The organism is Geomonas sp. Red32 (genome assembly GCF_023652955.1).
In the GTDB taxonomy this organism is placed as follows: Bacteria; Desulfobacterota; Desulfuromonadia; order Geobacterales; family Geobacteraceae; genus Geomonas.
In genome coordinates, this window is the sequence record NZ_JAKLOY010000012.1 from 140,467 (window position 1) to 152,712 (window position 12,246).

A 12,246-nucleotide genomic window follows, 5' to 3' on the forward strand; every position below is an offset into this window, starting at 1 on the left:
AACCAGAACCTGTTTTTGGAGCTTGTATGTTAGCAGAACGTGTCCTTGACGGCGACGTGCGGGCAGCCGCGCGCCTGATGCGGGATATCGACGACCGGATGAAGAGCGCGGTCGACGAGTTGAAGGTTCTCTATCCCCACACCGGCAACGCCTTCATCATCGGCCTCACCGGCCCCCCGGGCGCGGGCAAGTCCACCCTCGTCGACCAGATCGTGGCCGGTTTCCGGAAGAAGGACCTCCTGGTCGGCGTGGTCGCCATCGACCCCACCAGCCCCTTTTCGGGCGGCGCCATCCTGGGCGACCGTATCCGCATGAACCGCCACGCCGACGATGCCGGCGTCTTCATCCGCTCGCTGGGTACCCGCGGCGCGCTGGGCGGGCTTTCCCGCTCCACCACCGACGTCGTCAACGTCATGGACGCCATGGGGATGGACGTCGTCATCATCGAGACGGTAGGGGTAGGGCAGGACGAGGTCGACATCGTCTCCGCCGCCCACACCACCGCCGTGGTCATGGTTCCCGGTTTGGGCGACGACATCCAGGCGATCAAGGCCGGTATCCTCGAGATCGGCGATATCTTCGTGGTCAACAAGGCCGACCGCGACGGCGCCGACCGCACCGCCCGCGAACTCTCCGCCATGCTCGAGATGCGCCACCCCGAGGAAGGTGAATGGTTCCCGCAGGTGCTCAAGACCGAGGGGAGCCGCGGCGTCGGCATCGACGAACTGATCGCCGAATTCGACCGGCACCACGATTTCCTGAAAACCTCCGGCCACCTCCAGCGCCTCACCGAGGAACGCAACGCCAAGCTCTTCACCGATACCCTCCGGGATCAGCTGTTCGAGGCCGTCTTCGGCGCCATCAAGGAGGACGGCACCTACCGCCAGATCCTCGATGGCCTGCGCGAGCGGACCACCGATCCCTACACCGCGGTAGAACGGGTGCTCGCGCAAAGCTCTTTTTCTTGACCGACGCGGCTAATAGTGCTACTTACAACGAGAATGGGGCAACGACTGCCCCATTATTCGTTTGTCGTCAGTCGCTGTCGGGAGATTTGCCAGGATGTTACGCAAGTTGCTGTACGTGTTGTTGCCGTTTGTCGCTTTTGCCATCGTCGTCTACAAACCGCTGGCCACCTCGATGCCGGGGCCGAATCCGCTCGATCCCGCCCATGAAGACCTCACCCGTTTCGAATATCCAAGCCTCGCCCAGGTAAAGTGGCACCCCCACTTCGTCCTTCCCGAAGAAACCCTGGAATCCCTCTTCGGCAACGACTGGCCCACGGTTGCCCGTTTCAACCGCATCGACCGCCGCCACGTCTACCCCGGCATGACCATCAGGGTCCCCGACGACATGGCCGCCGCCCGCAACTACTGTCCTCTCCCGCAGGAGTATCCCCCCGCACAACGCCACGCCAAGTACATCCTGATCGACCTCACCGAGCAGTGGATGGGCGCCTACGAGCACGGGAAGCTGGCCTTCTCCGCGCCGGCCGCCACCGGTGCCGCCGGGCACGAAACCCCCACCGGCCTCTTCCAGGTCGACGCCCGCGACAAGAACCACGCCTCTTCCCTCTACAAGACCGAGGACCAAAGCGGACAGTACCCGATGGACAACGCCATGCGTTTCCATGTCGGGGCCGACAACGTCGCCTACTGGATCCACGCCCGCGATCTTCCCGGCAAACCTGCCTCCCACGGCTGTGTAGGCCTCTTCGACGAAGCGATGCAGAAGCGGGTCTACGGCGTCCCGAAAAACCCGACGCTGCTCGATTCCGAAAAATTCTTCGAGTGGGCCGGGGGAGAGCCGATCGCCATCGCCCGCCTCGAGTCGAAGGACACCAGCGAGGCCGAGGCTGCCGCCGAAAGCGAAGGCGTAAGGGGAGCCAGTGCCGGTGCCGGCATCGTGATGGCGGCCGCAGGCTCCACCGAAGTGGGGGCCAATCCCGAGGAAGGCGTGAAAGCGCCGCAGGGGGAAGGTTCCACCCGCGGGGCAGTCCTCGTCCGCAACGCACCGGTGGTGGAGGTACGGGGCGCTATTCCGAAGTACCTGGCGGTGGCCGGCCGCTGACCCCTTTCATCATGAGGGGTTGCGGCGGTTGGGATAGCGTCTACTATTTACAAACCATCACAGCCCGACGAAAGGGAGTCGCGTGCAGCAGTTTCTCAGGGAATACCTGCAGGTTCACGGCTACTGGGTGCTTTTCATCGGCACCTTCCTGGAAGGGGAGGCCATCCTCATCTTTGCCGGGTTCCTTGCCTGCCAAGGGTACTTAAGCATCTACGGCGTCATCCTCTCCGCCTTCGCCGGTTCCTTCCTCGGTGACCAGTTCTACTTCCATTTGGGGAGGCGCAAAGGGGCGCAGCTTCTCCGCATCTTCACCTCTTTCGCCAGAAAATTCCGGAAAGCCCTGCGCCTCATCGAGCGCTACGGTTCCTTCGTCGCCTTCGTTTCCCGCTATACCTACGGTTTCCGCATCCTCCTCCCGATCATCCTGGGGATGACCAATCTCTCGTCCCAACGATTCCTGCTGCTGAACATGGGAAGCGCCCTTTCCTGGGCCATCGTCTTCTCGCTGGCCGGCTACCTCTTCGGCAAGGGTGCCTCCATGGTGGTCGACGACCTGGAGAGCTACGAGCCGTATCTGCTGCTGATCCTTGGCGGCTTCACCGCGCTCCTATGGCTCAGCCACTTCGTCGTCCACTGGTGGCGCCGCCGTCACGCGAGAAGAAGGCTCAAACGCCTCCGCGCCTGGCGCCAGAACCCGCATTCCCCCCGCCATAAGAGACACCCGGCGAAAATCTGAATGATCGGACTCGTCCGACTGGTCCGACTGATGGGAAAGGTGGGAAAGGTGGGAAAGGTGGGAAAGGTGGGAAAGGTGGGAAAGGTGGGAAAGGTGGGAAAGGTGGGAAAGGTGGGAAAGGTGGGAAAGGTGGGAAAGGTGGGAAAGGTGGGAATAAAGCTCAGAAAGGTAGCTGCTGAAGTGTACTATGCCCTCGGATACCCAACATCGGTCCCCAGCGTAAAGAAAAAGATCGATCCCTCGTTTTCCACCCCTTCCGCCCAGATCCTTCCCTGGTGGCGCTCGACGATACGCTGGGCGGTTGCCAGCCCGATCCCGATTCCCTGGAACTCCGGGCCGTGCAGCCGCTCGAAAGGCTTGAACAGGTTGTCGCTGAACCTCATGTCGAAGCCCGCCCCGTTATCCTTGACGAAATAAGCCATCTCGCCCGCGGCATTAACTTTCCCGAACTCGATGACGGTTTGCGGCTTCAGCGAGCTGTACTTCCAGGCGTTCTCCAGGAGGTTGATCAGGAGCTGGCCCAAGAGGTGGTGGTCGCCGTAGGCGGTCAGCCCCGGCTCCACCCGGTACTCCACCTGCCGGTGCGGCTCGGCCTCGCGCAGCGTTTCCAGCGACGCCTCGGCCAGGTGGCTCAACTGCACCTTGGCGACCCTCAGTTCGCTGCGGTGAACCTGGGAAAGCTCGAGTAGACGGTCGATAACGTCCCCCATCCGGCTGGTCCCCGCCCGGATCCGGTCCAGAAGTTTCCTCGCATCGGCGGGAAGTGCCTCTTCGAAGTCCTCCTCCAGGATCGCGCAGCAGCTGTTGATCAGGCGAAGCGGCGACCTAAGATCGTGAGACACCGAGTAGCTGAACGACTCGCGCTCCCTGACCGCCGCCTGCAGCGCGGCGGTACGCTCCTCGACCCGGCGCTCCAAGGTGGCGTGGATTTGGTGCAGCTCCTCCTCCCGCTCCCTGAGCGCCTCATCGGTGCGCCGCCGCTCCCTCAAGAGCCTTTCCTGCAGCTCCTGGATCTCCTTCAGCAGCTCTTCTCTTGTTTTTTGGTCAGCGTTCATGTATCTCTCAGTAATTAATCTGCGCTAGAAATACCAAAATTACCAAAATAGGCAAGCTAAAAATGCATAGACCTAAGGAATTTGCCGGGTAAGCCCCGAAAAAGTCTGAGCCGGTGGTGCCCCCTCTCTTAGGAAGGGCGGTCCGGTGCCCGTGGCGCGCACGCGGGCCGGATCTCATCAGGAGCGGTATTGCCAAACGCTCGCAAGTTATGGTCTAATGCCGGGCGGTCTCGTCCCCGGTACGGGATGCCGCACTATCAGCGTGGATCCGCCGGAACCGGCCGGTCCGCGTCCCACTCGCCTATCAAGGAAGTATCGAACACAATGGATCTCAAAGAACGCATTTCAGTGGTGCTGGTCGGCACCCAGAGTCCCGGCAACATCGGCATGGTCTGCCGGGCCATGAAAAACATGGGGTTGCGCGACCTTCGCCTGGTCAACCCCTGCCGTCTCGATCACCTCGACGCCGTGAAGTTCGCCGTCTCCGCCCGCGACCTGCTGGACGCGGCCAAGGTATTCACCTCGCTGGAGGAGGCCATTGCCGACAGCGAATTTTCCGTCGCCACTACCCGCCGCCACGGCAAGTACCGGAACGAAATCTGGACGCCGGGAGAAGTCGTCGAGCGCTTCCACGCCTGCGCCCCCGGCAGCCGGCTGGCCCTGGTCTTCGGCCGCGAGGACAGCGGGCTCACCACCGACGAGGTCGCCCTTTGCCGCTGGCAGTCCACCATTACCACCGCAGACGAGTTCGGATCCCTCAACCTCTCCCAGGCGGTCTTGATCTTCTGCTACGAATTCCTGAAAGGGGAGGTGCCGGATAATCCCGCCCAGCCCGCCCGTGAAGTGGCCGGCTCCGCGCTGTTGGAGCCGCTCTACGTCCACATGGAGCAGGTGTTTTTAAAGATCGGCTACCTCAATCCGCAAAACCCCGATCACATGATGCGCACCATGCGCCGCATCTTTTCGCGGGCCGAGCTCGACGAGCGCGAGGTGAACTCGATGCGCGGCCTCCTTTCCCAGATCGACTGGGCCTGCGCCGAGTTCAAGGGGAAGAAGGGAGCATGAACTTTGTCCATTACATCGGGCTGTTAGCCGGGGCGCTTACCTCCGGCGCCGCCCTTCCGCAGGTCTGGCGTACCTGGCGGACCCGGCACGCCCGCGACATCTCGATGTGGCAGCTCGTTTTGCTGTCAACCGGAATGCTCCTCTGGCTGATCTACGGTCTGCTCATCGACGATCTTCCTCTTATAGCAGCCAACACCTTCTCGATCTGCTGCTATGTTGGTCTCATCTGCATGAAGATTCGTTTCGACAGGGAGGACGCCGGTGCCGTGACCAGAGGAGGGGAGCGGCCACTGGCAGAAAAAGAATTTAAAAACGTAAATTAAATATGTTAAAGTATTCTCCGCCCCCTCCGATTGGTTGAGATAAGAGCCGCCGTCCCTGCTCTGAGAGAAAGGACGCTCCCAGTCTCAGGTCCCCCTTTGCAAAGGTTCATCCGGGAATGTGGGGGGAAACAGGTCCCCCCCTTTGCGAAGGGGGGACAGGGGGGATTTCAGCCGTACAGGAAAACAACGAAAGAAGACCACCCGCCCCGCGTTCCCTCCCCTTCAAAGTGAGGGACGGGGTGAGGATGGGGTAAATAAAGTCACAACCTTTTATGCCGCCGTCTGCAATGCCGAAAACAAGGGGTACCCGTTGAAGATCCTGCTTACCAATGACGATGGTGTACATGCTCCGGGTCTGGCCGCGCTCGTCAGACGCGTGTCGGAAGTTGGCGAAGTAGTCGTGGTTGCCCCCGATCGCGAACAGAGCGCCGTCGGCCATGCCCTTACCCTGCATCATCCCCTGCGCGCCTCCCGCATCGCCGAAAACATCTTCGCCGTCGAAGGCACCCCCACCGACTGCGTCAATCTCGGCATTCACAGCCTGCTTACCTTCCGTCCCGACCTGGTCATCTCCGGCATCAACCGGGGAGCCAACATGTGCGACGACGTCACCTATTCGGGAACCGTCGCCGCGGCCCTCGAGGCCACCCTGATGGGAATTCCCGCCATCGCGGTGTCGCTTGCCACCACGGGAGCGGGAGAGCATTACGACGCCGCCGCCGAGGTGGCCGCGCGGCTGGCGGTCACGGTGCAATCGAACGGCCTTCCCCCCGATACCTTCTTGAACGTGAACGTCCCCGACCTTCCCGCGGGGGATCTCCTCCCGCCGCTCATCACCCGGCAGGGGAAGAGGAGCTACGAGGGGACCATCGTCGGGAAGGTCGATCCGCGCGGGCGCAACTACTACTGGATCGGGACCGCCGACCAAAGTTACCAGGATATTCCCGGCAGCGATTACCACGCGGTCTCCCGCGGCCACGTCTCCGTTTCGCCGCTCCATCTCGACCTCACCAACTATGCCTCGCTCGAGGAACTGAAGCGGTGGGAACTGCGGTGAAGCTGGACTTTTGGTTGGTGCTTTGTTATATTTCCCCGCTGGTTTAGGGGGGAAGATGGATCTGTCCGTAGCACGAAAAAGAATGGTGGCCCAGCTCGTCAAGCGAGGGATCACCGACCAGCGCGTGATCGACGCCATGCAGCAGATCCCGAGGCACCTCTTCGTCGAGGAAGCCATGGCTGCGCAGGCGTACAGCGACACGCCGCTCCCCATCGGGGAAAAGCAGACCATCTCGCAGCCGTACACGGTAGCGCTCATGACCCAGATGCTGCAGCTGACCGGGAAGGAGAGGGTGCTCGAGCTCGGCACCGGTTCCGGTTACCAGGCCGCGGTGCTCGCCACCCTGGCCGGCTGGGTCTACACCGTCGAGAGGATACGCCCGCTGGCCCTGAAGGCCCGCAAGGTGCTCGACGGTTTGAGGCTTTTGAACGTTAACCTGCGGATCGGCGACGGAACCGACGGCTGGCCGGAGGAAGCGCCCTTCGACGCCATCCTGGTAACCGCCGGCGCACCCTCGGTTCCGGATTGCCTGATCGACCAGTTGGCACCCGGCGGCCGGATGGTGATTCCGGTAGGGGACAAGGTGGACCAGCAGCTCGTATTGGTGAAGAAAGGGCATGACGGGAGCATCGAAAGAGAGGATTCCGAAGGATGCCGCTTCGTCCGTCTGATCGGCAGGCACGGTTGGAGTGAGCACTAACCCCTGGACAACTGAACTTACTTACCGATTTGCATAGGAGTCTTGTATGAAACACGAAGAACTTCTCGAGGAGAAAGAGCCGCTCTTTCTGGACGTGGATCGAGACCCTGATGCGCTGGAGCTTGACGACGTCGAGGATGTGGAAGAGGTCGAAGAGGCCGAGGAAGGGGACGACGACGGGGGCGAGGTAGAGGAAGAGGAGATCAAGGCGGCGGTGGTCGAGCACTTCGACGACGCCATCAAACTCTACCTGCGCGAGATCCAAAAGACCAAGCTTTTGACCGCCGATGAGGAGAAGGAGCTGGCGGCCAAGATCGATCTCGGCGACAAGGCGGCCCGCGACCGGATGATCGTATCGAACCTCCGCCTGGTGGTGAAGATCGCCAAACGCTACATCAACCGCGGGCTCCCGTTCCTGGACCTGATCGAGGAAGGGAACATGGGGCTCATCAAGGCGGTCGAGCGCTTCAAGCTCTCCAAGGAGTGCCGCTTCTCCACCTACGCCACCTGGTGGATCAGGCAGTCCATCGAGCGCGCGCTGGTCAACCAGTCCCGCACCATCCGTCTCCCGGTACACGTCTCCGACGACATCAACAAGATGCTCAGGGTGACCCGCGAGCTGGTGCAGAAGATGAACCGCGAGCCGACCATCAAGGAAGTGGCCGACACCCTCGACGTCAACGTCACCTACGTGCGGCGGCTGATGGTTCTGCTCAAGAAGACCTACTCGATCGAGCGGCCGATGGGGGAGAACAACGACTACTTCCTGATCGACACCATCGAGGACACCTCGACCATCTCGCCCGCGGTGCTCCTCGAGGACCTCAACAAGTACGAGCTGGTCTCCAAGTGGTTCGATACCCTCTCCGACGGCGAGAAGAAGATCCTCACCCTCCGTTTCGGTCTCGACGACAAGGATCCCCAGACCCTGGACACCATCGGGAGGAGCTTCGGCGTGACCCGCGAGAGGATCCGCCAGATCGAGGCCAAGTCGCTGGAGAAGCTGAGAAAGATAGTGGAAACAACCGATATAATGGGGCGCACAGCCACCAATGGAAAATAAGGAGCGGCTATCGAGATGCAAGAACTGAAGGATATCATCAGGAACGTGCCCGACTTTCCCAAGAAGGGGATTCTTTTCAAGGACATCACCACGCTTTTGGGCGACGCCAAGAGTTACCAGCGCATGGTGGACCTTTTGGCCCATCGGTACGTCGGCGAGAAGATCGACAAGGTGGTGGGGGTCGAGGCGCGCGGTTTCATCATCGGTGCCGCCCTGGCCTACAAGCTGGGCGCGGGCATCGTGCTGGTGAGAAAGCCTGGCAAGCTCCCGTCCGCCACCTACAAGAAGACCTACGATCTCGAGTACGGCACCGACACCCTCGAAATCCACACCGATGCGATTAAGCCCGGCGAGCGCGTCATCGTCGCCGACGACCTCCTGGCCACCGGCGGCACCATGTCCGCCGTCGTCGACATGGTGCAGGAGTTGGGCGCCGACCTCGTCGAATGCTGCTTCATGGCCGAGCTCGAATTCCTGGACGGAAAGAAAAAGCTCCCCGAAGGCAAAGTCTTCTCCCTCCTCAAGTTCTAGTCTCCATTCACCCCCCGGCCCCCTCCCCTTGAGGGAGGGGCCGGGGGGTGGGGTAAGCCCGCCTCCTGTACGTAGAAAGCCCTCCTCTTCGCACCGCGCCCTGTGTGGCCTGTCGCCCCTCGTCAAAATCCTCCCCACCGAAATACATCCCAGAAAAGATGGCTTCCTTCCCGACACGGGACGGGTATCATTTAAGTGTAAGCTAATGTTTGTTGTGTCTGGCACAAATATTTCATTGAACACAACCATGGGATGGTGTAATCATGTTGCTGGAGCCTCTTTCCCGAAAGGATGCGAAGGCCCTAATCCGGGCCATTCTCAGAAGCGGCATCGTGACGTACGCCAGACCGCACGCTCTCGAGCGCATGGCGAAGCGGACAATCAGCACTGTCGACTGCGAAAACGTGCTGTATGGCGGAGTTGTTCACGATCCGGAGCTGGAAAACGGAACGTGGCGGTATCGCGTTGAAACCAGGAAGATGTGTGTGGTTATTAGATTCGAGGACGATACGATCCTGCAAATAGTAACTGCGTGGAGGATCTGATGATCTGTGGGATCTGCGGAAAAGAAGAGATGGTCGAGGTAGTTGAGCCCTACCACTATACCGAGTGTGGGTTGAGCAACATCGTGCTGGAAGGAATTCGTGTTAGGAAATGTGCTTGCTGTGGCAATACCATGCCTATGATTCCTGCTCTGTCTGGCCTTCACCACGCCATCGCTCGAGATGTCATCAAGAAGCAGGGAAATCTGGAGCCTTCCGAGATTGTGTTCCTTCGGAAGTTCCTCGGTTGGTCCGGAGTGGACTTCGCAAGGAATATGCACAGTACGAGCTCCCAGGTTTCCAAATGGGAATCCGGCAAGGTGAGGATGAGTACACCTACGGAGCTTCTTTTACGGGAGATGGTTGCCAGGGGGAAGAAGATTGACGATTGTCACAGCTACGACATAAACCACGAAGAGACTACAGTGATGCATCGTCGTTTCCAGCACTTGCGTGAAGGCTGGAAGTCGGCAGCGTAGGACCAACTTTCCTCTAGTTCCCCAACCCGCTGACCGCAGAAGATTGTCTCGTAATCCCCCGCCTGAAGGTGACTGCCGGATTCATACGCAGCACTTCAACCCGACAGATTCTCGCGCAAACCCCGCAGTTCGTGCAACTGGCGGCGGATGTGAGGAGCGTGTAAAGTCCCCCCCCTTGTCAAAGGGGGGACAGGGGGGATTTGCCTATCACGACCCAGAAATCTCTACAAACCCCTTGCAAAACAGCCGATCCTGCGTTATAAAGTCTGTCTCACTTATGTCCCCGTAGCTCAGCAGGATAGAGCACTTCCCTCCTAAGGAAGGGGTCGGACGTTCGAATCGTCTCGGGGACGCCATTAGAAACAAAAGGGCCACGGAAAATCCGTGGCCCTTTTTTCATACGTCACGCAACCACCGCACCGCATTCCCCCCTGTTCGTCTATACTGAGTACCTGAAGATATTAAACGAAGGAACGTGTAACGCGCCACATGGTTGGCGCAAAAGGGACAGATGGTTAACGCATTTACATGGGTATAAAAAAGCGGGTCCAGCCGGGTGCATCAACCCTGTCAAATGTAACGCGCCACATGATTGGCGCAAAAGGGACAGATGGTTGACGCATTTACATGGGTATAAAAAAGCGGGTCCAACCGGGTGCATCAACCCTGTCAAATCCGCTTTAAAAAGCCCACACGGTTGAAATTGAATTTTATTTTTATCGTCCTATTCCCACTCCATTACAAAATAGATATCGATAACCCCCTCCTCCTACCGCAAACGCCGCTCTTATCAAAGTTGCTAAACCAAGGCTACGCTATAAAGTCCAAGTCTTAAAACCCCATTTATGGTTCCTTACTGCAACACCCTAACATTGTATGCCGAAGTCGATGGCGTCATTGCCGACATGACGCAGACCTTTACGGTCACGGTGTTGGCAGACGACACATAACCAGACCACATCGCACCGTCGCCAGGGTACGTCACCGGTGTTGCCACTACTGCCATGCTAGTCGTGGCCCCCGAGACCGTCACCGTGCCGCTGGTACACGCCCCCGCCGCCAAAGCACCGCCACCGATGTTCCCGGTGACCGCCCTGAACCCTGCCTGCGTAATCACGTTAGCGGTGCCGTTGGAAAATGCCGCGGTGTGGTTCGTTGTGTCGTACCAGAGATATCCTTCACTCGACTGCGCGGCGGTGGGAAGCCGAACCTGTGCCGAGTTGGCAAAGTAGTTGAGGCCCGAGAAGGTTGCTTGACTGCTCTTGATGAAAGTGAACGTCGAGCTATTATCCGCAACATCGTACAGGGTCACGTAGTCGGTGAAGGTTCCAAGCGAGTACTTCCCGATCTTCACCTTGCTCTTTGCGTAAAGTCCAAGGTTGAGCGGGAGGGCAGACGAGGTGTTGTAATCGGCTCCCAGGACGAAGGAGTAGTCGGTCGGGTCCGCTGTTGCGTTTGACCGGCTGTAGACCCTCAAGGCGGCGACCTTAGAAACACCTGAATCCGTTGCCGCGTGGCCATACCACCTCAAGCCGTTCCACTCCGGATCGTTGCCGTCGATGTTCCCGATGAGTCCCATCTTGATATAGGAGTTAGAGCTCCCCGCAAGCGTCCCAACCGGCTTGTTGATGTTCAAGCTCCGGTCGCTGCCGGGAAGCAAATCAAAATTGACGTTGGTCCCGGGGTAGCTGTAGGTCTGCCCAAGACCCTTGGCTGTGGCACCGAAGGACAGGTTTGCCAGGTCGGCAGGCACGGCCCCGTTGGTGCGGGAAAGTCCGTGGATGACGTTAGAGGTAGCTGACGCGCCGGGAGTGCCGGTGTTTGTAAAGGTGCTCTGCCCCGGATCAAGGCCATAGAAGTGGGTGTCAGCCGGCCAGCTGGTATTGATCGAGTAGTCAAAGTTGACAGCCGTGGCCACAATCCCGCCGTAGATGTGCGTGTTGATGAAAATGTTATTGTCTGCTGCCGCCTCATGAATTGCCGTATGCGTGGTCTTGGTCGGAATGATCGTGGTGTCAACCCAAGTGTTGAAGCAGGTGTTTGCCGTGGTTGATCCGGTTTGCTGGATAGCTTCGAGGTTGTCCACGGCGTTGTTGAGTCGGATGACCACCCCGCGGTGGAAGTTGTGCATCGAGTTGTAAGCCGCGCCGGAGCCGGTGTTAACATCGTAGAGCACTGCGGGGGTGGCCGGTGCATTGGTGACGGTCACATGCTCAACGTCCCCGTGCTGGGCCGATAATCCTTTCCACGCTGTGCCGGTCGTGTTTCCAGCCGTGAATGCAAAGTTGAGATGCTTCAAGCCCCATCCGTCGACACCGTTGACCAGGACGGTCGGGCCGGCCACAGCCGACAGGATGGTAATGGGAGAAGTCCCGTTGGCACTCCCTGCAGGCATGTTTCCTCTGAGCGTGATGGACTTGTCTATTACTAACTGGCTTGCAGTGTAGTAGTTACCGCTGTGGTCAAAAACAATCTCTCCACCAGCAGCAGGGAGGGCGGCCTTTGCGGCCTGATACGCTGAATAGATGCTGGTGGTGGCTTGTGCGCTTGACCACTGGTTAAACGTTGGCCTTCCCGCCTTCCCGTCCATAAAATCAGTCATTCTGACGTAAGGCAAGGAAGGGA

At 59.5% G+C, this 12,246-nt stretch carries 13 protein-coding genes and 1 tRNA gene; 12 read left to right on the top strand and 2 right to left on the bottom strand.

Annotation, left to right across the window (positions count from 1 at the left end; translation table 11 throughout):
• The first annotated feature begins 26 nt into the window (after positions 1–26).
• The 3 genes from meaB to L4X63_RS22640 all read left to right on the top strand — a co-directional run bounded on the left by meaB (position 27) and on the right by L4X63_RS22640 (position 2,806).
• Positions 27–968: a methylmalonyl Co-A mutase-associated GTPase MeaB gene (gene meaB / locus L4X63_RS22630; protein WP_250680942.1), complete on the top strand. Its 942-nt coding sequence runs from the start codon at positions 27–29 to the stop codon at positions 966–968.
• 94 nt (positions 969–1,062) lie between these two features.
• Complete coding sequence (locus tag L4X63_RS22635) at positions 1,063–2,070, top strand: L,D-transpeptidase family protein (RefSeq protein ID WP_284694778.1); 1,008 nt, start codon at positions 1,063–1,065, stop codon at positions 2,068–2,070.
• A gap of 82 nt (positions 2,071–2,152) precedes the next feature.
• Complete coding sequence (locus tag L4X63_RS22640; RefSeq protein ID WP_250680943.1) at positions 2,153–2,806, top strand: DedA family protein; 654 nt, start codon at positions 2,153–2,155, stop codon at positions 2,804–2,806.
• Positions 2,807–2,991: 185 nt separating this feature from the next.
• Here L4X63_RS22640 and L4X63_RS22645 read toward each other — a convergent pair whose 3' ends face one another.
• A complete protein-coding gene (locus tag L4X63_RS22645) occupies positions 2,992–3,861 on the bottom strand; it encodes a sensor histidine kinase (RefSeq protein ID WP_250680944.1) in 870 nt (289 codons plus the stop codon).
• Positions 3,862–4,185: 324 nt separating this feature from the next.
• Between L4X63_RS22645 and L4X63_RS22650 the strand changes: the two genes are divergently transcribed.
• The 9 genes from L4X63_RS22650 (at position 4,186) to L4X63_RS22690 (ending at position 9,977) form a co-directional block, all read left to right on the top strand.
• Positions 4,186–4,926 carry an RNA methyltransferase gene (locus tag L4X63_RS22650; RefSeq protein ID WP_250680945.1) on the top strand — a complete coding sequence of 247 codons (741 nt, stop codon included), beginning with the start codon at positions 4,186–4,188 and terminating at the stop codon, positions 4,924–4,926.
• A complete protein-coding gene (locus L4X63_RS22655; RefSeq protein ID WP_250680946.1) occupies positions 4,923–5,249 on the top strand; it encodes a SemiSWEET family sugar transporter in 327 nt (108 codons plus the stop codon). Before L4X63_RS22650 ends, L4X63_RS22655 begins: the two co-directional genes overlap by 4 nt.
• Positions 5,250–5,559: 310 nt before the next feature.
• Positions 5,560–6,306: a 5'/3'-nucleotidase SurE gene (surE, locus tag L4X63_RS22660; RefSeq protein ID WP_250680947.1), complete on the top strand. Its 747-nt coding sequence runs from the start codon at positions 5,560–5,562 to the stop codon at positions 6,304–6,306.
• Positions 6,307–6,361: 55 nt separating this feature from the next.
• Positions 6,362–7,006: a protein-L-isoaspartate(D-aspartate) O-methyltransferase gene (locus tag L4X63_RS22665; protein ID WP_250680948.1), complete on the top strand. Its 645-nt coding sequence runs from the start codon at positions 6,362–6,364 to the stop codon at positions 7,004–7,006.
• Between the two features lie 46 nt (positions 7,007–7,052).
• Positions 7,053–8,069 (top strand): sigma-70 family RNA polymerase sigma factor, encoded by a 1,017-nt coding sequence (locus L4X63_RS22670; protein ID WP_250680949.1) that lies wholly within the window; start codon positions 7,053–7,055, stop codon positions 8,067–8,069.
• 15 nt (positions 8,070–8,084) lie between these two features.
• Entirely contained in the window at positions 8,085–8,600 is a 516-nt protein-coding gene (locus tag L4X63_RS22675) for an adenine phosphoribosyltransferase (RefSeq protein ID WP_250680950.1), read from the top strand.
• A gap of 263 nt (positions 8,601–8,863) precedes the next feature.
• The gene (locus L4X63_RS22680) at positions 8,864–9,145 is read left to right on the top strand and encodes a DUF4258 domain-containing protein (protein WP_250680951.1); all 282 of its coding nucleotides are present in this window, start codon (positions 8,864–8,866) and stop codon (positions 9,143–9,145) included.
• Positions 9,133–9,621, top strand: coding sequence for a type II TA system antitoxin MqsA family protein (locus tag L4X63_RS22685; RefSeq protein ID WP_250680952.1), 489 nt, complete (start codon positions 9,133–9,135; stop codon positions 9,619–9,621). Before L4X63_RS22680 ends, L4X63_RS22685 begins: the two co-directional genes overlap by 13 nt.
• 279 nt (positions 9,622–9,900) lie before the next feature.
• Positions 9,901–9,977, top strand: a tRNA-Arg gene (locus tag L4X63_RS22690).
• Between the two features lie 497 nt (positions 9,978–10,474).
• On the opposite strand, the gene L4X63_RS22695 is transcribed toward L4X63_RS22690, so the two are convergent.
• The coding region (locus tag L4X63_RS22695) for a hypothetical protein (RefSeq protein ID WP_250680953.1) at positions 10,475–12,246 on the bottom strand (1,772 nt) is incomplete at its 5' end.